The sequence below is a fragment of the Aureisphaera sp. genome (assembly GCF_059726885.1).
Genome location: NZ_AP041051.1, coordinates 719,202 through 740,531, shown reverse-complemented (window position 1 = coordinate 740,531; position 21,330 = coordinate 719,202). Strand labels below are relative to the sequence as shown.

General features: G+C 38.7%; 24 protein-coding genes. 6 read left to right on the top strand and 18 right to left on the bottom strand.

Translation table 11 applies throughout. The annotated features are described in order from the left end of the window. Positions 1-32: 32 nt before the first annotated feature. Positions 33-1,190 (top strand): M20/M25/M40 family metallo-hydrolase, encoded by a 1,158-nt coding sequence (locus AC6JAD_RS03450; RefSeq protein ID WP_461302542.1) that lies wholly within the window; start codon positions 33-35, stop codon positions 1,188-1,190. Here AC6JAD_RS03450 and AC6JAD_RS03445 read toward each other — a convergent pair. The 9 genes from AC6JAD_RS03445 to AC6JAD_RS03405 all read right to left on the bottom strand — a co-directional run bounded on the left by AC6JAD_RS03445 (position 1,187) and on the right by AC6JAD_RS03405 (position 10,280). Next, positions 1,187-1,402, bottom strand: coding sequence for a hypothetical protein (locus tag AC6JAD_RS03445; protein WP_461302543.1), 216 nt, complete (start codon positions 1,400-1,402; stop codon positions 1,187-1,189). The two genes, AC6JAD_RS03450 and AC6JAD_RS03445, sit on opposite strands and share 4 nt — an antisense overlap. Further along, positions 1,399-2,793 carry a radical SAM protein gene (locus AC6JAD_RS03440; RefSeq protein WP_461302544.1) on the bottom strand — a complete coding sequence of 465 codons (1,395 nt, stop codon included), beginning with the start codon at positions 2,791-2,793 and terminating at the stop codon, positions 1,399-1,401. The genes AC6JAD_RS03445 and AC6JAD_RS03440 overlap by 4 nt, the downstream gene beginning before the upstream one ends. A gap of 6 nt (positions 2,794-2,799) precedes the next feature. Beyond that, on the bottom strand, positions 2,800-3,534 hold the full coding sequence (locus tag AC6JAD_RS03435; RefSeq protein ID WP_461302545.1) for a prolipoprotein diacylglyceryl transferase: 735 nt from the start codon (positions 3,532-3,534) through the stop codon (positions 2,800-2,802). Between the two features lie 34 nt (positions 3,535-3,568). Then, on the bottom strand, positions 3,569-4,477 hold the full coding sequence (locus tag AC6JAD_RS03430; protein ID WP_497866287.1) for a lipid A-modifier LpxR family protein: 909 nt from the start codon (positions 4,475-4,477) through the stop codon (positions 3,569-3,571). Positions 4,478-4,599: 122 nt separating this feature from the next. Further along, complete coding sequence (locus tag AC6JAD_RS03425) at positions 4,600-6,090, bottom strand: cellulose synthase family protein (protein ID WP_461302546.1); 1,491 nt, start codon at positions 6,088-6,090, stop codon at positions 4,600-4,602. Next, complete coding sequence (locus tag AC6JAD_RS03420; protein WP_461302547.1) at positions 6,090-6,782, bottom strand: glycosyltransferase family 2 protein; 693 nt, start codon at positions 6,780-6,782, stop codon at positions 6,090-6,092. Before AC6JAD_RS03420 ends, AC6JAD_RS03425 begins: the two co-directional genes overlap by 1 nt. Beyond that, positions 6,779-7,288: a toxin-antitoxin system YwqK family antitoxin gene (locus AC6JAD_RS03415; RefSeq protein ID WP_461302548.1), complete on the bottom strand. Its 510-nt coding sequence runs from the start codon at positions 7,286-7,288 to the stop codon at positions 6,779-6,781. Before AC6JAD_RS03415 ends, AC6JAD_RS03420 begins: the two co-directional genes overlap by 4 nt. Positions 7,289-7,391: 103 nt before the next feature. After that, a complete protein-coding gene (locus AC6JAD_RS03410) occupies positions 7,392-8,975 on the bottom strand; it encodes a 4Fe-4S binding protein (RefSeq protein WP_461302549.1) in 1,584 nt (527 codons plus the stop codon). A gap of 3 nt (positions 8,976-8,978) precedes the next feature. Continuing rightward, positions 8,979-10,280 (bottom strand): NAD(P)/FAD-dependent oxidoreductase, encoded by a 1,302-nt coding sequence (locus tag AC6JAD_RS03405; protein WP_461302550.1) that lies wholly within the window; start codon positions 10,278-10,280, stop codon positions 8,979-8,981. Between the two features lie 191 nt (positions 10,281-10,471). Between AC6JAD_RS03405 and AC6JAD_RS03400 the strand changes: the two genes are divergently transcribed. The 5 genes from AC6JAD_RS03400 (at position 10,472) to AC6JAD_RS03380 (ending at position 15,180) form a co-directional block, all read left to right on the top strand. Next, complete coding sequence (locus AC6JAD_RS03400; protein WP_461302551.1) at positions 10,472-11,188, top strand: DUF547 domain-containing protein; 717 nt, start codon at positions 10,472-10,474, stop codon at positions 11,186-11,188. Between the two features lie 98 nt (positions 11,189-11,286). Continuing rightward, positions 11,287-12,168: a hypothetical protein gene (locus tag AC6JAD_RS03395; protein WP_461302552.1), complete on the top strand. Its 882-nt coding sequence runs from the start codon at positions 11,287-11,289 to the stop codon at positions 12,166-12,168. 36 nt (positions 12,169-12,204) lie between these two features. Further along, positions 12,205-13,206, top strand: coding sequence for a glycoside hydrolase family 113 (locus AC6JAD_RS03390; RefSeq protein ID WP_461302553.1), 1,002 nt, complete (start codon positions 12,205-12,207; stop codon positions 13,204-13,206). Beyond that, positions 13,190-13,930 carry a hypothetical protein gene (locus AC6JAD_RS03385; RefSeq protein WP_461302554.1) on the top strand — a complete coding sequence of 247 codons (741 nt, stop codon included), beginning with the start codon at positions 13,190-13,192 and terminating at the stop codon, positions 13,928-13,930. Before AC6JAD_RS03390 ends, AC6JAD_RS03385 begins: the two co-directional genes overlap by 17 nt. After that, complete coding sequence (locus AC6JAD_RS03380; RefSeq protein WP_461302555.1) at positions 13,927-15,180, top strand: POTRA domain-containing protein; 1,254 nt, start codon at positions 13,927-13,929, stop codon at positions 15,178-15,180. Before AC6JAD_RS03385 ends, AC6JAD_RS03380 begins: the two co-directional genes overlap by 4 nt. On the opposite strand, the gene AC6JAD_RS03375 is transcribed toward AC6JAD_RS03380, so the two are convergent. From AC6JAD_RS03375 to AC6JAD_RS03335, 9 genes are all read right to left on the bottom strand, one after another. After that, a complete protein-coding gene (locus AC6JAD_RS03375) occupies positions 15,177-15,713 on the bottom strand; it encodes a GNAT family N-acetyltransferase (RefSeq protein WP_461302556.1) in 537 nt (178 codons plus the stop codon). The two genes, AC6JAD_RS03380 and AC6JAD_RS03375, sit on opposite strands and share 4 nt — an antisense overlap. Then, positions 15,710-16,231 (bottom strand): hypothetical protein, encoded by a 522-nt coding sequence (locus AC6JAD_RS03370; RefSeq protein ID WP_461302557.1) that lies wholly within the window; start codon positions 16,229-16,231, stop codon positions 15,710-15,712. Before AC6JAD_RS03370 ends, AC6JAD_RS03375 begins: the two co-directional genes overlap by 4 nt. A gap of 139 nt (positions 16,232-16,370) precedes the next feature. Continuing rightward, the gene (locus AC6JAD_RS03365) at positions 16,371-16,637 is read right to left on the bottom strand and encodes a hypothetical protein (protein WP_461302558.1); all 267 of its coding nucleotides are present in this window, start codon (positions 16,635-16,637) and stop codon (positions 16,371-16,373) included. A gap of 368 nt (positions 16,638-17,005) precedes the next feature. After that, a complete protein-coding gene (locus AC6JAD_RS03360; protein WP_461302559.1) occupies positions 17,006-17,512 on the bottom strand; it encodes a hypothetical protein in 507 nt (168 codons plus the stop codon). Between the two features lie 67 nt (positions 17,513-17,579). After that, positions 17,580-18,044 carry a hypothetical protein gene (locus AC6JAD_RS03355; RefSeq protein ID WP_461302560.1) on the bottom strand — a complete coding sequence of 155 codons (465 nt, stop codon included), beginning with the start codon at positions 18,042-18,044 and terminating at the stop codon, positions 17,580-17,582. Then, complete coding sequence (locus AC6JAD_RS03350) at positions 18,037-18,519, bottom strand: hypothetical protein (protein WP_461302561.1); 483 nt, start codon at positions 18,517-18,519, stop codon at positions 18,037-18,039. Before AC6JAD_RS03350 ends, AC6JAD_RS03355 begins: the two co-directional genes overlap by 8 nt. 76 nt (positions 18,520-18,595) lie before the next feature. Next, the gene (locus tag AC6JAD_RS03345) at positions 18,596-19,117 is read right to left on the bottom strand and encodes a hypothetical protein (protein ID WP_461302562.1); all 522 of its coding nucleotides are present in this window, start codon (positions 19,115-19,117) and stop codon (positions 18,596-18,598) included. Positions 19,118-19,275: 158 nt separating this feature from the next. Next, complete coding sequence (locus AC6JAD_RS03340) at positions 19,276-19,875, bottom strand: hypothetical protein (protein WP_461302563.1); 600 nt, start codon at positions 19,873-19,875, stop codon at positions 19,276-19,278. A 217-nt stretch (positions 19,876-20,092) separates the two neighbouring features. Then, positions 20,093-21,130 (bottom strand): hypothetical protein, encoded by a 1,038-nt coding sequence (locus AC6JAD_RS03335; RefSeq protein WP_461302564.1) that lies wholly within the window; start codon positions 21,128-21,130, stop codon positions 20,093-20,095. Positions 21,131-21,330 lie beyond the last annotated feature (200 nt).

The window sequence follows — 21,330 nt, the reverse complement described above, 5'->3', positions numbered from 1 at the left end:
CATGTTCGGAAGAAGTAAAAAAGCCTGTCTCTATGAAAGAAGACGTGGTCTTTCTTTCCAGTGACGAAATGGAAGGAAGGGAAACGGGTACGGCCGGCGAGCTGAAAGCTGCCGATTATATTGCCCAACGTTTTGCAGATAATGGACTGGAGCCAAAAGGGAGTGATGGGTTCTTTCAAGATTTTACATTCAAACCAAGTAGCAATCCCCATGAAGAAACCGAATTTTTAACCGAAAGAAGCACAGATAGCACTGTTACAGGCCGTAATGTGGTGGCATATTTGGACAACGGAGGAGAACGTACCGTGGTAATTGGTGCACATTATGACCATTTAGGAGTAGGCGGATTCGGATCATTGCATAGGGGAGAAGAAGAAGTTCACAATGGAGCGGATGACAATGCAAGTGGAATAGCCATGATGTTGCGGTTGGCTCTCGATTTAAAATCCAACGATATAAAAGAGCAGAATAACTTTGTGTTTATTGCATTTTCTGGAGAGGAAATGGGATTACTTGGTTCTGCTTATTGGGTGAAGAATGCTACATTGGATATTAGCAAAGTGAATTATATGATAAATATGGATATGGTAGGGCGACTTAATGAGGAAAAAACCTTAGCAGTTCACGGAGTGGGTACCTCGCCCATATTTAAACAAACACTTTTTAGCAACAATAAAGACCTTACCCTATCGGAATTTGAAAGTGGTATTGGCCCTAGCGATTTTACCTCATTCTATGTGTACGATCTTCCCGTGCTGAGCTTTTTCACAGGACAGCACGAAGACTATCACAAACCAGGCGACGATGCCGAAAAACTGAATTATGAAGGGATGGATAGTATCTTGAGTTTTGTGTATGATATTGTCATGGACCTTGACGATAATGGGAAACTTGCCTTCCGTAAGACGAAAAACGAAAGCGAAGAAGTACCCGCTTTTAAAGTAGGATTGGGAGTAGTGCCGGACTATCTATATACTGGTAAGGGAATGCGTATTGATGGGGTGAGTGAAGATAAACCTGCACAAAAAGCTGGGCTTCTAAAAGGAGATATAGTTAAAAAAATGGGCGATAGTACGGTAGTCGACCTTATGAGTTATATGAAGGTCCTCTCCACCTTCGAAAATGGGCAGAAAACAAATGTAACGGTAGATCGCGATGGCGAAATGATAGAAGTAGAGGTAGAGTTTTAACTTGCCAAAAGGGTTCCGCAAATACCTAAACTTATAATGAGATAGATACCGCTAATGATCCAAAGGACTTTGGCGGTATTTTTTTTGCCATTTGTGCGCATGACAGCACCCACAATGGCAAGGATAATAGGGATGCCAAAACCTACAAATAGGATTCCTAAAATTAAGATCCCGAGACCGTCCATATTTCCTTCAAGAATAAATAAACTCATTGCATTTCTTCAAGTAAAGTAGTAAGATACGCTCTTTTTTCATCACGATAAAATAAATTCATTGTTTCGAAAGGGATGATATTGTAATCCTTATCCACAATATGGACGCAGGATTTCTTAATGGCCCGCACATCGAAATTGTGCGCATCAATGAACTGCATTACAATGATTCGGAATAAATTATCATAGCCCAATTCGGGTGCATCAATATTGGGTAGGCAACACATGATGGATTTTAAATTTTCCTCGGCCACTTCCACGGAATTACCTGTGCTAAAAAGTTCTATCATTTTACCATGCAGGGCTTCGTCCTGCTCATAGACGATGGTGTTTTTACTGTTATCCAACAAATCGTTGGGGTTAATGTACCGTGTTAACGGGAATACTTCCCCGCCTAATTTTAGGGCATACCCCATTACAAGGGCATCCGGATTGCATGGTACTGGAAGGAGATCATCTGTATTGAAAATAGGTGATTGCTCCAAAATTTTTCTTCGAACTTCTGTCAAGGTGATTCTGTCAGTATTCGTGTCAAAGTTTTCTAACCTTCCGGCAATTTGGGTAGGTTGAAAAGTGACACCCCTTACACATTTTTGCTGAAGGGCATAATCGATAATCTTACCCATTTCGTGGTCATTTTCACCTTTCTGAAGGGTAACTACGAGTGTTGTGGAGAGGTTCACTTCATTAAGATGTTGCAGGGCAGCCTCGCGAATACTGAATAGGTCCGCTCCCCTCATTTTTTGCAATACGCTGTTTTCAAAGGAATCAAATTGAAGATAGATTTCAAAATCGGGAGCATAGGTCCTAAGACGGGTAACAAAATCCTTTTCCTTGGCAATTCGGATTCCGTTGGTATTCACCATGAGGTGACGAATGGGAAGGGATTTTGCATAATCCAATATTTCAAAAAATTGCGGGTGCAACGTAGGTTCGCCACCACTAATTTGCACCACATCGGGTTCTTTTTCATATTCAACAATGGTGTCCAGCATTTTCTTTACTTCTTCCAAGGTACGGTGCCTGCCATAGGTAGGTGATGAGCCTGCATAACAGGTAGGGCAGGTTAAATTACAGCGGTCCGTAATTTCAATAATGGTAAGACAAGAATGCTGTTCATGATCGGTGCACAGCCCACAATCATACGGACAGCCATAATGTGTTTTTGTATTGAACTTATAGGGAGTTTCGGAGGGTTTGTTATAATTCCGAAGATTCTTGTAATATTCAATGTCATCTGCAATAAGCACTTTAGAATTACCATGCTCCTTGCATCGTTTTAGCATATATACATTGCCTTTTTCAAAAACAATCTTGGCGTCGACCCGTTTTAGGCATTCAGGGCAAAGACTCAAGGTGAAATCGTAATAGGTATATTTCCTAACGGGCATATGGTATCAGGTTTTAATGGACAAGATAGTTTTTCTGTAGTAAATAAGACAGAGCAAGCACAGGTATTGAATGCTACTTAATCCGAGAACGAGAAACTCATTGGGTTTTATGAATTCTATAAAGAATCGAAATAAAAAGTAGGAAATCATAAAGTACTTGAACAACTTGCCACTTTCTAATTCCGATTGTTTTTGCAAGCGTTTTAAAACAAAAAACAGCACGGCCAAGAAGATTAATTCGTAAAGGGCAATGGGATGCCTGGCAATACCATCGCCCAAATCCATTCCCAAAAAGGAACTCGTGGCAGACCCATAGGTAAATTCGTTGACGCCTGCCAAAAAACACCCTATTCTTCCAATAAATATGCCTACTATGATGGGAAGTGTAAAGAGGTCGCCGGACGACTGTTTTTCACCTATCCATTTTTTGGCGAGTTCAACGCCCAGTAGCCCACCAAACAATCCACCCATGATGGTTTTTGTGTTCAACAACTGTAACCAAATGCTTTCGGAGAAATCCATAAAGGGGTATTCTAGCCACCCTATGATTCTCGATCCGATAAGTGCTCCAAAGGTGGCTCCCAGAATTATGGATAATCTGTTGGTATATGAAATGGGATCCTTGCCTTTTCTTCTTAGGAATACATAATAGCGAAATGCCACAATGAATGCCAAATACTCGAGGATGAGATGAACATTCCATTGTATTCCGAGAAAGGTAGGTTCGAAAGGTATTTCCAATAGTTTGAGATAATTTATTTAAATGTACGCTATTTCAAAAACTACGCATGAATGAAAATACCATGTATAAATGTGGTTTGGTGCCATTGGTAGCGGGAGTCGCAAAATTGTAACCCAGTTTGTAGTTGTTTCTTTTGCTTCGATGGAATATTTCAAAATTGTACAGAAATAGGTTTTGGTAGGGCTCTTTAAGGAAGACCGAGAAATCTTCTACGATATTCCCTTCCAATAAGGCATCGTGGAAAATATACCGATATCCCACACGTACGGCGAAGAATAATTCTTTGGCAAATGCCCCTAGCTGGTTATAGGCAGCCGAGGTGTTCATGGAATTTCTTTTTCCAAAATAAAAGGCTACATCTTGTTGTAAATATATGTCCTTGGTGCCCAATGCCCCCATGGGGTTCAACGCAAAATGAACACTAAATGGATTGGGTTCCAATTTCCATTCCCTTACATATTGAAGGTAAACATTGGCATGGAGACTGTTCTTTATTTGACCTTCCCAAGTTGCCACCCGTGAATCTTCGGCAGCAGACTCGTGAAAATAGCTTTGCAAACGCTCCGCATTGGACAAGGGGCCCGAAAAACCAAATAAAAAACTAGCATCATACATGCGCTTATTATTGGTAAGCATAATACCATTGGAGATTCCTATAAACCCAGCATAGGGTCGGTCCAATCGCTTTATATCTGTCTCCAATAAATCTGAAGGGGTATATATTTCCTGCTGAATAAGGAAGCGGTATTGCCGTTTGTTAATGGAGTCGCTCTTTCTTGTATCGTTAGATCGAATCCCTATGAAAGTGCCCGTGGTATAGTATCGATCTGTAAACAATAGAAAATCGTTGTCATGACGCAGTTCGAAGGCATTCTTGAACTCACGCGAAGGTGGGTTAGGGGTGTCATTTTTTTGACCCTGAGCTTGGTATAAACAAGACAGTGCCCAAAAACAAATCCAAATCGATCGTATTCTAAGCTGCGTATTAATAAATTCGATATAGGAGGGCCTTTATGGTTCTGAGTGAAAGTTACTACAAATTTTGTAGCCTATCTGTTAAAAAACTAGGCCTTAGATACAAGACTTTTGAAGAAAACAAAGCCGAAACCAACAAATAGCATAAAGTGAAAAGGAAACAATCCAAAATCCCCACCTTGATCCCCAACAACGAAGGCAGAATACATACCAAACCCAAAGTAAGCCATCAACAATCCTTCAATGATTACGTTGGGAGAGATTTTCTTTTTCAAGTACTTATTGCCTTTCCAGCCATCTTTCAATGACTTAATATTGAACTTAGGTGTTCTAATGAATTCACTTTTCTTACCCATATGCCCCTCTAGAACAGCCAAGGAATTGTGCACGGAAAAACCCATTGCAATGGAGAAGAAAACAAAGAACATACCGACATACTCAAAGAAGCGGGATAAGCCACCACCGTAAATGTTCTTGTAAGTAAACCAATAGCAGATAAAGAAAATAATAGTGCTAACCACGAAGAAACTCATGACGATAAAGTACGTTTTTAAATGGGCGTACTCATTTTTTATGTAGAGCATTGGAATACTTAATATCGCAACAATAAGAATATTAAGGAACATGGTACTGTTCAACAAATGCAATATGCCATGAATTTTTGTCTTAAAAGAGGCATTCTTGTTTTTAATGACCTTCCAGAGCATTTTCTGAAAGTTTTCGGCACCTCCTTTGTTCCAACGGAACTGCTGAGAACGCGCAGCGCTAATAACCACAGGTAGCTCGGCAGGAGTTTCTACTTCTTCTAAATACTTGAACTTCCAGTTCTTTAGCTGTGCTCGGTAACTAAGGTCTAAATCCTCCGTTAGCGTATCGCCTTCCCAATTTCCGGCATCTATAATGCAGTCTTTTCTCCAAACCCCAGCCGTACCGTTAAAATTGATAAAATGGCCTTCACTATTACGTCCCACTTGCTCTAACGTGAAGTGAGCGTCCAATGCAAATGCCTGAACCCTGGTAAGGATGGAGTATTCCCTGTTTATATGTCCCCAACGCGTTTGCACAACACCAATAGCACTATTCTTGAAATAAGGTACCGTATTGAGAAGCCAGTCTTTTTTCGGAAGAAAGTCCGCATCGAAAATGGCAATAAACTCGCCTTTGGCCGTTTTAAGACCTTCTTTTAGTGCCCCTGCCTTGAACCCTACACGATTTTCACGGGTTACATGTTTAATGTCCAATCCCGTTTGTTGCAGCTTTTGGATATGAGTAGCCGTAGTTCCTAAGGATTCATCGGTAGAATCGTCAAGAACCTGGATTTCCAATTTGTCTTTGGGGTATTCAATTTGTGCAATATTATCTAACAAGCGCTCCATGACGTAAAGCTCGTTAAAGACGGGAAGCTGAATGGTTACATTGGGTATTTCGTCTGGATTGGAAAAATCGAATTTCGGACAATCCTCTTTCTTTTTTCTAGCCCTAAGATAATTGAATAATAGGTTTAGTTGAGCCAGCGCGTACATGAATATAAGCAGAAGGGCTATAGAATAGATGGTTATGGTGATGGTCTCCCAGAACATTATTTCACGCTGTATTTAAAAATCCAACCTAAGATTTTTACGCCTGCAAAGATAGCACCTTTTACGGTTCCTGAAACTTTTGAGACTCCAATTCTGTTTCTGTATTTTACAGGTACTTCCACGTACGAAAATTTTCTTTTCAACGCCTTTAATTGCATCTCTACAGTCCAGCCATACGTTTTGTCTTCCATGTTCAAGGACAACAGTTTATCATACTTTATGGCCCTAAAAGGACCGAGGTCTGTAAACTTGGAGCGAAAGAAAATACGCATTAAAGAAGTGGCTAGCCAATTCCCAAATAGTTGCGGGATCGTCATGGAACCGGATTCCCTTAGCGATTTTACCCGAGCACCTATGACCATGTCCATGTCTTCCTCAATTATGGGTTTTACAATTTCAGTTAACTGTTCCGGATAGTCACTATAGTCACCATCGAGAAACACAATAATATCAGGTTTTACCTCTTGTAAGGCCACGTATTCCATTCCCTTTAGGCACGCATATCCATAGCCTCTTCTTTCTTCCTTAAGTACTGTAGCCCCTGCATTTTGCGCAATGACTTCGGTATTGTCCGAAGAATTATTGCTCACTACAATTATTTCTGATACCGTATTTGGGATATCACCAATAACTTTACCAATGGAGCCTTCTTCATTGTAGGCTGGAATAATTACGAAAATGGTGGATTTCATCGAAGGGAAGCACCGGGGTTGTCACGTCTAAAGGAAGATATGGAAGTCCATTCCCCATCTTTTTGATCGTTTTTGTATCGCTCTGCTTTAATCAGTTTTTTCTTATTGTATCGCAAACAAAACCCGTTTTTTTTATTGTTCTTGTATTGAAACTTATTGGTTTTCTGGTTCGCAATATCGTAAAAAATCCACCAATTTTCGGCACTTCCATGTTTATAGTGACCTTCCTTAGTCAATTGACCATTTTCATCGTAATAATACCAATATCCGTTTTTCCTATTATTGCTGTAGTGACCTTTAGAGGCAATGTTGCCATTGCGATGGTAATAGATCCAATAATCCGTTTTAACGTTCATGAATTGCCAGCCCTCCGCTTTTAATTGACCATTGCTATAATAGGCCTTTTCATAAAACTTTTCGGAAACCTCATTGTGATTTCCGGCACTGATTTGTACAGATCCTGCTAGTAGGATGATGATTATGAATAAATGGGTTAGCCTTTTCATATGGGCTTAGACGCACCCGAAATTGAAACCTAACGACAGGGGCATAAAAAAAGCCTTTCAAATTAGTAAAACTTGAAAGGCCATTATCGTAGAGGGTTAATTCTTATTTGTTGTTGACCAAGCTCATTAGGTCTACATCATTACCCAATAGTACTTGATTTCCATCAATACGTCCTTCCAATGGACCATTTTCCAATTTCAACACACCCCTAGGACATACAGCAGAACAGATACCGCAACCCACACAACTGGCTCGAACGATATTTTCTCCTTTTTGGGCATAACTACGTACATCGATTCCCATTTCACAATAGGTAGAACAATTTCCACAGGAAATACACTGCCCCCCATTTGTGGTAATCCTGAATTTGGAAAACAAACGTTGTTGAATTCCTAAAATACCGGCCATGGGACATCCCATTCTACACCACACCCTATTTCCGAAAATAGGATAGAAGCCGGTTCCAATGACACCACTAAATACGGCACCAATAAGGAACCCATAAAAGGATCTTAAGTCACCAGCTTCGAACAAAAATAATTGGTTGTTCGAAAAGTAGTGAATGGCTATTAGGCCCAGTACAATTGCCAAATAACCAATGGCTCCATAACGTGCATCTTTGGCCAATTCCTGTCTTTTGTAATACCAAATAATGGCAAACAATAACCCTAAGAAAACGGCTACGCCAATAAGAAACATGTCTTTGGTAAGCCAATATTTTTCCGAATCATACCCTAAATAGGTGCTTATCACTGCGGTTGTCATTACCACCGAGAATACCAATACAGAATGGATAACCCAGCGCTCCACTTTCCAGGCTACCATGCGTTTGTCGCTTAGTTGACGGAAGGAATCACCAGCAGTTTCTGCCAATCCACCACAACCACACACCCACGAACAGTACCAACGCTTGCCATATTTATAGGTAAGAATCGGGGAAATCACGAATATGGAAAGCACGGCGAAAATTAAAAAGGCCAACCCAATGCTTTGCGCATTGATAAATTGGTCCACTCTCCAGCCATCAAACGCATAATAATTTAACGGCCACATATTTTTAAGGTCGTTGTAGGGCAATGAAAAGTTATCGGTATTTAAACGTGCCATTAATTCTGGAATTAAAAAGGCAAACCCCGTTTGAAAAAACATGACACTGAGCGTACGGAGTTGTTCGTATCGGTTATGGCGGTATTTCCAAATAAACTTAATTCCGAAGGCAAGAATGGCAATGGTGTACAATGTTCCGTACACAAACCATTGGCTGGCAGGATTCCCACTTAAGAATCTGCTTAAAGGGTCGAATAACCCAACAATTCCTGTGTTGCCATCAGGATTTACCCCCAAAAGTCCTTCGTAAAAGTAGAGGATCACATAGAAGCCCGTTAGGGTAATTCCAGCGATCCAGCCCCAGAAACCACGACTGGACACACTCTTAATCCATACGCCATGGTTTTTAATACCTTCTAACTTACCGCTATAGGAACCTTTGGCAAACAACACAATGCCGCCACCAATGGCTAGCAAAGAAATAGTAAGCCAAAGTGCTTTATTGGAAAATTCGTTGAATAGAGAAAAGAAAATGATTCCCAATCCAGCTAACCCAATTACAGTTGCAATTTTTTGAGTGGGGTTCAGGTAATTTGATGCGTCGCCAGTAAGCGACATATTTCGTTGTATCGTACTCATGATTTATGCGTTAACTGTTTGTTGTTGGGAATAGGATGAAAGAATTTGCGATTCGAAATGTTTGTAGAATTCTGGGTCGAAATTGGCCTCACGAAGGTGCTGCACAACATAATCTGTACTGCGTTCTTCTGTTAACCATCTGTCGAACACCTCATGTCTCATACGGATTCCAAAAGTGTTGATGCCCAAAAACTTTCCAGAGGACGTCTCCGTACAAACGGTAATGCATTTGGTATCGTCTTCATGTTTCCAATGGAAATGGGTTTCATTTTCCCTGGGCTTTGCAAATACCCAACCATAGGTTTGGTATTCTATATCGAAAAATTTGGCACTGTTAAACCAATGACCGGGTTTGTATTCGGTAGGATTGCCACAAAGGGTCTGAGCCAAAGTTTCTCCCATCATTCTGCCCGTATACCAAACGGCTTCGATGGGCCTTCTGTTTCCAATGGGTTCATGTTGTTCTGCACAATCCCCGATGGCGTAAATGTCTTTAATATTAGTTTCGAGCATTCGGTTAACCTTTATGCCACGTCCCAATTCGATACCGCTATCTTTCAGGAAATCTACATTGGGCGAAACCCCGGCAGTAAGCCCAACGACATCACAGGCAATTTCTTCGCCTGTTTCCGTAATGACCGCTGCACGTGCCCGTCCGTTTTCATCCGCTTTAATTTCTTTCAGATTAGAAGAAAGGCGTAAATCTATATGGTGGTTTTTAATGTGCCTGTTTATCATAGCGCTCTCACCTTCGGGAAGTACACCATTCCAGAAACTACTTTCGCGAACCAAGAAGGTAACAGGGATAGCTCTGGAAGCCAACATCTCTGCCAGTTCAATTCCTATGAGTCCGCCACCCACAATGACCGCATGTTTACATACTTTATTATTAGGGGCGTTCTTTTCCAATTTCTCTAAATCCTGATAGGAATAAAGTCCTTGAACACCTTTTAAATCCTGTCCAGGCCAACCAAATTTATTTGGCTTGGACCCAACGGCCAGAATTAACTTGTCGTAATCTAGAAGGGAATTGTCGGCAAACTTGAGACGTTTGTTTTCATGGTCTACAGTCTCCACATAGCCCCGTTTAAGGTCAATACGATTCTTTTTCCAGAAATAGTCCTCATATGGTTTTGTGTGCTCAAAATTCATATGCCCCATATAAACATACATGAGGGCTGTACGGGAAAAAAAGTGATCGGTTTCCGCAGAGACGATGGTGATTTTTTTATCCGAGAGCTTACGTATATGCCTAGCGGCTGTGACCCCGGAAATACCATTCCCTATAATTACAATGTGTTCCATAGAATTTCAATTGGTTGGCAAGTCTGTCGTCATTAAAGTTAAGTACATTACATGGAACATCTTATTTGGAATGAAAATAAATTTCGGATTAAGTGTAAGGTTTTCAGAATTCTAGTTCCGAAAAAAAATGGAAAAAGTTTGTAAGCAATGGTAAGTGATGTTCGACTTAGGCGACATCAAAAAATGAAAAAATGAAAAATCTAATTATCGCTTTTACGGCTTTTTTCGCATTCAATGTTTCTACTATCAATGCGCAATCCCTACAAGAGTTTTTTACCAAAACCGATACCTTTTTAAGCACTTATGTTTCTCAAGGGAAAGTAGACTACAAGGGAATTAAGGGCAATGTTGGGGAATTGGATGCGCTCTTGAAAATTGCCAAGAACGTTTCTGTATCAACCTCACAACCTAAAGACTACCAAGCCTTTTGGATTAATGCCTACAATCTCTCTGTGATTAAGGGAATAATTGACAATTACGGAATTAAATCCCCATTGGATAAAAAGGGCTTTTTCGATAAAACCAAATACGAATTGGCAGGAACGTCCATTACCCTAAACGATATTGAACACAAGAATTTGCGACCCAAATTTAACGATGCAAGATTCCATTTTGTATTGGTCTGCGGAGCCAATGGATGCCCTCCATTAATCGCTGAAGCGTACACACCCGCAAATCTTGAAAATTTGTTGGAACAGCAAACAATAAAAGCATTGAACGACAGTTCTTTTATCAGGGTTTCCGGAAAGAAAGTTGCTTTCTCCGAAATCTTTAAATGGTACAAAGAAGATTTTGTTACCAAGAGTAGCAACGAGATCGACTACTTGAACAAATACCGAAAGGAAAAAGTTCCCGAGAACGCTAAAGTCACTTATTATTCCTACGACTGGCGTCTCAATTCTAAATAACATTTCATCAGTCTTCCCGCTTGTCGAAGCAGTCCCCAAGGTTCGGCAAGCAGCGGAAGCACAATTCCTAATTTTTAAAATAACCAAAAAACAACAAGATGAATATTTCAAAAAAAATAATTGCTACAACATTGCTATGTTTTGTGTTCGCTTTTACCATGGCACAGGACGATGATGAAGATACTGGAGGGTCGGTAATTCAAACCCTTACCCCATCCAAATTAATAGGAAAGGGACAGTACGATATTAAGTGGTTCAATAATTTGTACACACAGACCGAAAGTACTTTCAGTGATGGGACAGAGCCAAGACAAACCTTTTTCACTTCCACATTGGAAGGATATACCGGAATAGGGGAGAACAAAAGGGTAAACCTAGGTGTCATCCTTGAGTTTAGAAGTAACGTAGTGGCCGATAGAGGTGCTTTAGATGTATTCAGTTTCGATGGGGAAAGGGGCACGGCCCGTAGTGGATTTACTTCCATCGCACCATCGGTAAAGTTTGTGCCCTTTAAGAACGTGAATAATTTCTCGGTTCAAAGTTCGTTTTTCATCCCTTTGGTTGATAATGAAACTGAAGAGGGCGTTTTTTTAGATCAGAATGGGTTCATTTGGCAAAATCGCTTCTTTTACGATTATACCTTTCCAGGGGATAAGTTTCAATTGTTCTCCGAAATTAATAGTGAATTGAATTTTGGAGACGAAGCAGATAGCTTTGCAAACAATAGTTTACGACTTACCCCAGGTTTGTTCTTTAGCTATTTTCCATCCTCAAAATTTACGGTGTTGGCCCTTGCACAACATTCACAGTTGATCGATTTGGGGAATGAATTTTCCCAAGACTTTACCGCCGTTGGGGGAGGAGCCAAATACCAACTTACAGACGAGTTGAATATAGAGGCATTGTATACCAACTTCGTTCGAGGGAATGATACGGGATTGGGAGAAACATTTAATATAGGTTTAAGAGCCGTCTTTTAGAAAAAAACTAATTTGTAGCAGTAAAATTGAATCTAAATGCGATTTCTAAAAATTCTACTGCTACTCGTTCTTTTACAGGGTTGCGAGGCACAAAATTCCCGAATTAATGGTGTGAGCTTTGTCGCTTCACCCAAAGAGGCTACACAATCCCATGTGGATCCCGTAGTAAGTGTAAAAGCAAATTATGCTGCGGTGATGCCCTTTGGTTTTATACGAAACCTGGAATCTCCTGAGGTAATTTATAATACCGATCGGCAATGGTTTGGGGAGACTAGGGATGGTGCCGAACAGTATATAGACCTTTTAAAGGCGAATGGCATAAAGGTGATGCTCAAACCACAGATTTGGATTTGGCGTGGTGAGTTCACAGGGTATTTAAAAATGAACAGTGAAGAAGACTGGAACACCCTAGAGGACTCTTATCGCACCTTCATTTTGGATTTTGCGCGTTTGGCAGGGGAAAAGGATGTGGCCTTGTTTTGCATTGGAACCGAATTGGAACAGTTCATAATGAACCGTCCTGAGTATTGGAGCCAATTGATAGGTGAGATCAAGGAAATATATAAAGGGGAACTCACTTATGCCGCCAATTGGGATGAGTACAAGCGGGTCCCGTTTTGGAAGGAGTTGGATTATGTGGGGGTAGATGCCTACTTCCCTGTATCCGATAGTGAGACACCTAGTTATGAGGAGGCAGTCGAAGGCTGGGAACCTTGGCTAAGCGAAATGGAAGGTGTTTCCAATAAAAGTGAAAAGCCGATACTTTTTACTGAATATGGCTACCGAAGTGTGAATTATGCTGGAAAGGAACCCTGGCGAAGTGACCGAAGTATGACCGAAGTAAACCTAGATGCCCAAGTGAACCTAACCAAAGCACTCTATGAAGTGATGTATGAAAAAGAATGGTTCAAGGGCGGATTTATCTGGAAATGGTTCATTGACCATCCCGGATCCGGTGGAAGTGAAAATTCACAATTTACACCGCAGAATAAACCTGCAGAGCAGGTCATTAAACACTATTATGAAAACAATAAGTAAAATTCTTATACTGCTACTAACATTGACCGCATGTTCGGAAAGCGATGATGCAAGCGAAATGGATACTGAGGTGCAAACCTTGGCGGAAATGGTCGCGTCTGGCCCCGTTGAATTCGAAGGTGTGATTTCTTGTGCTGCTGGAACGGAAAATGAAAACGAAGTAATTGTCTATGTATACCCAAGACCGGGAGTCACCAATATCCGCTATTTTGAAACAGCTACGGCAGATGTGAATCCAACAAACTATGAAAACTATATGGAGTTAGAGGTGAATGCCGAAGACTATTTCAATGGGTATCTCATGCAAATACCCCGACAGACCACAGACGAGAAATGGGTCATTGTTACCTTCGAGGAAGATGGTGTTTTGCAGGTTTCGAATCCCATTCGATTAAAGCATCGTACCCAGAACACCCAATTTAGGGACGGATTTCATGTAGGTGCGACGGCCACGGGTATGCCCCTATTTTCATGGGGTAATATAGCTACTCCTTTCGATGCCATATACTTTCAGATAGTGTCTAATGCTAATAATGATTTGCTTTCGGGAACCTACACACACGAAGCCACATTTCAGTATTATAAGACCGAAAATGTGGTATTGAATATTACACAGGACACCCCGCCGGATTTGGAAGCGGGAATGGAGTATAATTTCACTGTGCTCGCAGTTAGTGAAGATAATTGGGTGAATTTTATTGGACAAAAAGGGTTTTCATTTTGAAGAAATTAACACTTCTTGTTTTGTTATTGATTTCCGGAGCTGGAATGGCTCAGGAAATTAGTGAGTTGGTCATACAGGACAACAAAAAGACAAAGGAATCTTTTATTAGACGCTTGGTGAAGGTAAAGGAAGGAATGGTCCTGGACTCTACCAAGGCAGATGGGGATATAGCCCGGTTAAAGCGGTTGCCAGGTATTGCTCATGCGTATTATCAGGTGCATCCCAAAGAAGACGGGAGTTACAAAGTGATCTATGGGGTAGAAGAAAACTTTACCATTATTCCATCCGCAAATGTCTACACTACCAACAATGATGAATTCGCCTATAGATTGGGTCTGTACGAATTCAATGGGCTGGGAAGGAATATAAGCTTTGGAGGTTTTTTTCAGCGGGATATTTACAATTCCTTCGGAATCAATTTTAAAGCACCCTATCTATTTACCAACAAATTGGGACTGGCACTGAATTATCAGGACCTAACGACACAGGAACCTGTGTTTTTCAACAATACGTCTGCCGAATATCGTTACAATAATCGATCTATGGAGGCCTTATTGTTGTACGAGTTAACCTTTAATCATTGGTTCGAAGGTGGGATCAATTATTTTACCGAAATATACGAGTACAAAGAAGGAGCGACAGATCCAGCCGTACCCCAGGATTTGGAGGTGAAAAAGTTATTGTACAAGTTTTTATACCAATACAATAAGGTAGATGTGTATTATCAGTACGTGGACGGATTTAAGAGCACACTGAATTTTCAGTACGTAACGTCCACAGATGATGCCCTTCCCGAATTTTTGATCTGGTGGAATGATTTTGTGTATTACAAGCGAATTGGGGACCGTGGTAATTGGGCATCCCGCCTACGTTTGGGATTGGCCTCTAACGATGAGTCACCTTTCGCGCCGTTTTCGGTAGACAATAACCTGAATATTCGTGGGGTTGGAAATACTATTGACCGAGGTACGGGTGCCATTGTTCTTAACACGGAATACCGTCATACCTTGTACGAGAAGAATTGGTTTGTACTTCAGGGGAATGCCTTTGTCGACGCTGGTAGCTGGCGCAACCCGGGAGGGGATTTTGGCGATTTTGGTGAAAGCCAAAACTTACGCGTGTATCCGGGAATCGGTGTTCGGTTCATTCATAAACGCATTTTCAATACGGTTTTTAGGATAGACTACGGTCATGGCATTACCGAAAATGCCACCCGTGGATTCGTTTTTGGTATCGGCCAATATTTTTAGGGCGTCCAATCCTCTTCCAGTATGGCATACATATAGTTGTCCTGCCATTCACCGCGTATGGGTAAGATCTTTCTGCACAATCCTTCCCGTTGCATGCCTACCCGTTCCAAAAGTGTAATGGAAGCTTGGTTTCCGGTAGCTACGCCTGCTTCGATCCTATGCAGCTTGCGATCTTCGAAACCCCATTTTAGTAGAGCCATAACCGCTTCGGTGGCATAACCTTTTCCCCAATAATCGGGATGGAGTTTATAGAATATTTCAGCCTTGTTGTATTTGGGGATCGACAGGGTCATTCCCAATTCCCCTAGGAACCCCTTCGTTTCCTTTAGTCTAATGGTCCATCCCAATACGCCAGCATTTTCTTTTGAAGCATCCAAGGCCTTGGCCAAAATGCGGGTCATTTCCTCTTCACTTTTGGGAATACCTATGGTATTATATCGGGCTACTTCTTCAAAGGAGTTCATTTCAAGAATTTCCGGAATATCGTTTTCCGATACGGGAGTAAGAATGAGTCTTTGGGTTTGAAGGTTCATAGTTTTAGTACGTTTTTATTTTTCATTTTAATATTCAGCCCCACAATCCAAGAGAGCACCAATGCAAAGGTGATTTTCTGAATTAAAGGTAGATATTCTATATAATACTCACTGTAGTAAATGAGATTGTTAATTCCCAAAAGTACGATGCAGACTATCCCACTTATTTTGAAGACGTTCAAATCACTTTTATAAATAGCCCTAATTATTCCAACCACTACTAAGACTCCAAAAATGCTCGAAATGGTAGTCATGATGTCATGGTATTTTGTAAAAATCAAGACGGTTGAAATCATCGACAAAGTACCCAAGGTCTTAATGATTGATTTCCAAAATGTGCTCTCCACAAAATTCTTGGTGAACAGAAAGAAAAAAAGAGCTAAGCTGGAACAAAGAATGATTATACCCGAAATTGCGAAAGGTCTAGCCGGATTTTCCTGTCCATTCATTCCGTTTTCATTCATCAGGTTACACCAATAATTATGAATCCAACTAAACCCAATGGAGTTATTATCCATTTGCGATCCACCGGGGTATAATGTAGCGGAATAAAAATAAAGACCGCAAAAAACTATAATTCCTGCAGTCGGAAGCAAAGTCAATATGTCTTTAGAGTTTTTTATTTGTTAATGTGCTATACGTTCTTGTGGTAAGTGTTTATTCGTAGCCAAAGAATAGACTGTCACTTTTTATTTTCTCAATTAGTAATTTATTTTCAATGAAATCATATTCGATAATCATATCACGATGAGTAGTGTTAATGATAATACCTTTTTTTGAGTTTATGTAAAAAATATTAAAGCCATGAAATCCATCTCCATGATAATAATATTTCTCAATCTCGATGTCCTTCCCGTTTTCGGTAAAACTTTTTTTTCGAATAAACTCGAGTGTTTTACCCATCAGTTTCGTCTGTTTTTTCAAAATTAGTAGTGTGTCTATACTACCTTTAAAATTGTCATTGTCGTACCAAAACATGATTGAGTCAGTTCTACTTATGTTCTTTCCATAAATCGTATCTAGGTGTTCAAAATTATCTCTATGAGCCTTAATTAGTATTATTTTCGACTCCGTAGTTTTTTCTTTACATGACGTTGTGGTTAATATTAAAAAGGCAAGAATTAATTTTAATATGTTCATAATGACAGATGCATTTCCATAAGTACCATAAGCTGTTGTTAAACTAACTAAAGGTATTAAAGAAATATTATTAAACGGTTTACTTAATGAAGGGCCTTTCCCTCAGCACAAATTCATCCGTGATGAACAATCCAGACTGTTAGTAGGATGTCTTATTTTCGATTGAAAATTCTCTTCCACCAACTAATGTTGTTATTTGATTTGGTAATCTTCTCGCTATTTTCTATTTCTTCAAACGAGTTTTCTTTTTCTGGATTATCAATTTTTCCAAACCCATTGTCGGAGTCTGGAAAGAAAATATTTCCATTATTGGAGCTAACATCAAAAAAACCAACTTTATGTTTTTTAGCTAGTTCCAACATTTTTGGATAGGCATTTTCTGCTTCCGACCATGAAAAAGCGGCGTAGATCACATCTTTGCCTGTAGAATAGTCTGTCAATTTTGGGTTGTCGATATCGTCATGTGCGTAAGGGCCATTCATTGCCGGAAAGGTCTGGATCATTTCGAAAAACCAATTTCTCATTTCTTCAGAACTAACTTTTGGATCATCATAGCTATGTTGTTCTTTCCATTCTGATTGATTGTCGAACCAATCCATAAATTCATCCCTCTTTCTGGGGGCAGAATTTGGATTAAATATCATCAAGTCGTAACTCATTTTGTTTGATTTACCACTAACGGCAGCGCACAACCGTTGGTTAAGGATTGATTTTGGTTAATTGAGGTTATACATTTTTGGCAACAGTTTTATTTTTTATGAATAATAAAGAAACCCAATATACAGTTATGGTTAGCATTGTTCCAATTGCAATTCCATAGCTTAATCGCCAAAACCATCTCATTGCATCCTGTCCACCCTGAAAGGTTTCTTTTTCGGAAAATGAGAATGAAAGATTACCCGCAAGTAAATAGGATATTGGAACCCAAAGAATTCCTAAAATGATAATGATTTTAAGGAATGCGGAGAGTATTCTGTTCAAGTTGCTCGATGGTTTTCTCAGTTCATTTATTCCCCAATATATCGTTAAGGGTAATGAAATCATTCCAAGCCCAGTTATCAGGGTGCCAAGAGGAATTGATTTGTCGCCATCCAGTGCTATTGTGAGTACTGAAGAACCAGTAGCCAAAAGTATAATTACAGTTAAAGTCAAAATCAGGGCGCCGAAAAAATAGATCTTTCTTTTATTCATTTTTTAATTGTCCGCTGGCTTTGTCTCTTAATAATGAAGTCAAATTAGTTAAATTTTCATTCATTTCCCTATCAATATTCCATTCCAATATTTTGTTTCCAATCTTGAGTTGACAAAAAAGTCCGTCAAGAATGAATCCACTGACTTTATTTTTACTCAAATCCTTGTCTAGCAACGCTTGAATCTTTGAAAATTCCGGGTCACTGATTTCAATTTTCTTTTCATTTATTGCAATCCTATCTAGATTGAACCAACCATTTTCGAATCCTTTTCTGTAAAAATTTGTATTCCAATTTTTAATCCTCCATACGTTTTGGTTACCTATGGTCAGGCTAACTGAAAATGCATGATGCCATAGTTGACTAATTTGACAATAGGTAAATGCTATTGTCTCATTTTCGGCTACATCTAACCCGGTCAATTCCTTTTTAAGTTCATTGAATAAAGCGACTGTATCCCTAGTTATTCGTTCCATTTTGGGCTTGCGGACAACGTGTTCGTATATGGTTTCGTAGCGTCCTGAAAGGCGCTATGAACTATACACTGTGTTATCATTTTTTTATTTCAATTCGTTTATTTCTATCGTCAGCAATGGTTCGGCAGAGTTTCATTGTATTACAATCAAGCCCATTTGAAATATGCAGACAATCATTTATTCCATCAAATTCAAGTTCAAAGCCGACAAGATGGAAACTTAATTCTTGTCCATATTCAAGTCCATAAATTTTAGATATCGGTTTATTGAGTATTGAATTAATGTTTTCAAAAGTATTCTTTTTCCACTCCAGAGGCATTTCATCTCCAGATCCATACCAATCCAAGGGATCAGATAGATTAATTTTATCAATAGTTAGACTATATTCTAATTGATAAGCTGTGAATTCATATTGTTTTCCATCAATTAAAATAACAATAGGTCCGTCTTCATTCCATTTATTTTCATTCTTTTCCCATTGAACGAAATATGAATCAATTGGTTTCCCAATTAACTCATTAAAAATCCGTTTATGAAGTTTAATTACATCATCACAACTATTGAGATAATTCAATTCATATTTTTCAATTCCTAACATTCAAGTTTTGCTAATTAATGCCAACGTTTATGTATAAGAATAGTTGCGGGTTTGTATGCGAGGATTTTCCGAAGGAAAATCAGACGTTACAAACACGCAACGACCTTTGATTAAGCACTAAACCGCAATTATTTTTATACGGTGTTGTGCATAGTTTTTTATTCCGCAATATCTATTATCAGACCTTTGCGTGTTAATCTATAATTTTCGCCCGATTTAATCAGACTTTTGTTTTTAATCAGTTCGGTCAATTCAGTTTCATTAATTCCTTTAACTTCAATTGTTCCTTTCTTTTTGAATTCAGTTTTTAGTTTAATTAGCGATTCTAACATATTGTCATTGAAATATGCATTTCCACAAACAAACACTTTTTTATTCTTTTCAATAACAGATTCTAATTTCTTTACTAATCTCATTAAATTCAAAATCATTAAATGTAGATTAGAAGCTTTGTAGTACAATTTCATAAACTTTCCATTATATTCCACTTCCATAGAATTCAATCCATTTGTTATTGGTTTATTGTCATATTCTCCAACTAGAAAATTCAAGTCATTTTTAATTCCATCTACCAACATTTTTATTCCGTCCATTGGAATTTCGTTATCAGAAAAACTATTGAATTTCGTATCGAATTTATGTTCAATTTTCAGCGTATGATTTCGTAAAAAAGTATAAATATCAGAGGATTCATTCCAAAATATTCTGTCCTGAAATTGTTCATTTTCTATTATCTGTATGTAAATCCCTCTGTTCATTTCTCAAATTATGCACAACGGTCTTGTGTATGAAACGTAGCGTGTAAAAAGACACTAACTTTTCAGATTAACACAGAGCCGAATTTTTATATTTTGTTTTTAATTTTTCTCTTTTTAAAAGCCAAATTAAAAATTTGGCAGTCTTTGTAAATAAGTACAAAACTTTCGATTTAACACTTATTAGCTATGTTTTATACACGTTGTTGCCCACAGTATTTTATTCAATCTGCCAACTCCATTCACTTTCCAAGCCTGCAATTTCATCTTCAGTATAATTTAATTGGTCAATAACTCCATTATAGATTTCATTGGGATATTTTTTAAGGGCTAACCAGATAAATTCAGAATGATATTGTTTTGTGTAACCACTAGATTCTTTAATTGTTTTTTCTAACAATTCCCGAGAATTCTCATCTTTAAAACTGACGATACTTTGATAAAGTTCTCGCAACATTGCATAATTAAAGCTTGTTGGTTTTTTAATTTCTACTGAATGAATATTTTGTATTTGTTCAAATGATTTCTCATTTGGGAAGTTTTTCACAGCTTTTAATCCATAAAATTGAATGCCTGTATCTGAATTTTCAAGAAGATTATTTATTAGTTCAATGTCATTTTCTTTATGATATTTTGAAATAGCAATTATTGCTGACTTGTTCCCTTTGGAAGCTAATTCTCGTATTCTATCATAATAACTCTCTTGAGGCTCGATTCTTTCGATGAATCTGTCTTTGTAATCACTTATCAAGTTTGGTGTGAACAAAATCAAACTATCCAAAGTGTTTTTGTCAGATTCTGTTAGATATTCATTGTCAGGATTAGGTCTTAAAATTGACTCAATAAAATAGTCATTAACTCTTATCATACTTCCAATACATCCATATTGAGTTGAAACAGAAGTTGTGTCTTTTAAATTCTTTTTTAAAATATTGAAGCTGTTTTTATTTCTCTTATTAACAAGTAAGTCAAATGCGTAACACTTAACCACAGGATTTGGATGTTCAGTCAAGAGTAACAACTCTTGGTCACTAGCGTTTTTCTTTAAATCAGTGAAGTTATCCCATTGTTTTGGTTTTTTTCCAGAATATCCGACAGCTCTTCCAGTTATTTCTCCATACTCGATTAAATCACTAACAATATTTTTTGTTTTCTGGCTTAATTCGTTCGTATTAGTAAATTCAGTTTTCTTCTTTTCTTGAGAGCAAGAACATAGAATCAGGAAGAGGATTGATATTAGAACTGAAGTTTTTTTCATATTGTGGGCAACTCTTTGTTAATCGTAACTAAAGGTATTAAAGAATCTTTACTTTATTTTCTGGTATAGCCTGGGATTAGCAGGTTTTAAACGCATGTAAATATTTATAAATGCTTCTAAGTATTTATATTTCCTAATCTCGGGAAGCAATGCCCTGAGCTTGTCGAAGGGCAGGCGAGTACTAGCAATGAATTATATAC

Excerpts from the sequence above, each read along its gene's own strand:
- AC6JAD_RS03450 (WP_461302542.1), top strand. The coding sequence starts at position 33 with ATGAAAGAAGACGTGGTCTTTCTTTCCAGTGACGAAATGGAAGGAAGG.
- AC6JAD_RS03445 (WP_461302543.1), bottom strand. The coding sequence starts at position 1,402 with ATGAGTTTATTTATTCTTGAAGGAAATATGGACGGTCTCGGGATCTTA.
- AC6JAD_RS03440 (WP_461302544.1), bottom strand. The coding sequence starts at position 2,793 with ATGCCCGTTAGGAAATATACCTATTACGATTTCACCTTGAGTCTTTGC.
- AC6JAD_RS03425 (WP_461302546.1), bottom strand. The coding sequence starts at position 6,090 with ATGTTCTGGGAGACCATCACCATAACCATCTATTCTATAGCCCTTCTG.
- AC6JAD_RS03420 (WP_461302547.1), bottom strand. The coding sequence starts at position 6,782 with ATGAAATCCACCATTTTCGTAATTATTCCAGCCTACAATGAAGAAGGC.
- AC6JAD_RS03415 (WP_461302548.1), bottom strand. The coding sequence starts at position 7,288 with ATGAAAAGGCTAACCCATTTATTCATAATCATCATCCTACTAGCAGGA.
- AC6JAD_RS03410 (WP_461302549.1), bottom strand. The coding sequence starts at position 8,975 with ATGAGTACGATACAACGAAATATGTCGCTTACTGGCGACGCATCAAAT.
- AC6JAD_RS03405 (WP_461302550.1), bottom strand. The coding sequence starts at position 10,280 with ATGGAACACATTGTAATTATAGGGAATGGTATTTCCGGGGTCACAGCC.
- AC6JAD_RS03400 (WP_461302551.1), top strand. The coding sequence starts at position 10,472 with ATGAAAAATCTAATTATCGCTTTTACGGCTTTTTTCGCATTCAATGTT.
- AC6JAD_RS03395 (WP_461302552.1), top strand. The coding sequence starts at position 11,287 with ATGAATATTTCAAAAAAAATAATTGCTACAACATTGCTATGTTTTGTG.
- AC6JAD_RS03390 (WP_461302553.1), top strand. The coding sequence starts at position 12,205 with ATGCGATTTCTAAAAATTCTACTGCTACTCGTTCTTTTACAGGGTTGC.
- AC6JAD_RS03385 (WP_461302554.1), top strand. The coding sequence starts at position 13,190 with ATGAAAACAATAAGTAAAATTCTTATACTGCTACTAACATTGACCGCA.
- AC6JAD_RS03375 (WP_461302556.1), bottom strand. The coding sequence starts at position 15,713 with ATGAACCTTCAAACCCAAAGACTCATTCTTACTCCCGTATCGGAAAAC.
- AC6JAD_RS03370 (WP_461302557.1), bottom strand. The coding sequence starts at position 16,231 with ATGGATAATAACTCCATTGGGTTTAGTTGGATTCATAATTATTGGTGT.
- AC6JAD_RS03360 (WP_461302559.1), bottom strand. The coding sequence starts at position 17,512 with ATGAGTTACGACTTGATGATATTTAATCCAAATTCTGCCCCCAGAAAG.
- AC6JAD_RS03355 (WP_461302560.1), bottom strand. The coding sequence starts at position 18,044 with ATGAATAAAAGAAAGATCTATTTTTTCGGCGCCCTGATTTTGACTTTA.
- AC6JAD_RS03350 (WP_461302561.1), bottom strand. The coding sequence starts at position 18,519 with ATGGAACGAATAACTAGGGATACAGTCGCTTTATTCAATGAACTTAAA.
- AC6JAD_RS03345 (WP_461302562.1), bottom strand. The coding sequence starts at position 19,117 with ATGTTAGGAATTGAAAAATATGAATTGAATTATCTCAATAGTTGTGAT.
- AC6JAD_RS03340 (WP_461302563.1), bottom strand. The coding sequence starts at position 19,875 with ATGAACAGAGGGATTTACATACAGATAATAGAAAATGAACAATTTCAG.
- AC6JAD_RS03335 (WP_461302564.1), bottom strand. The coding sequence starts at position 21,130 with ATGAAAAAAACTTCAGTTCTAATATCAATCCTCTTCCTGATTCTATGT.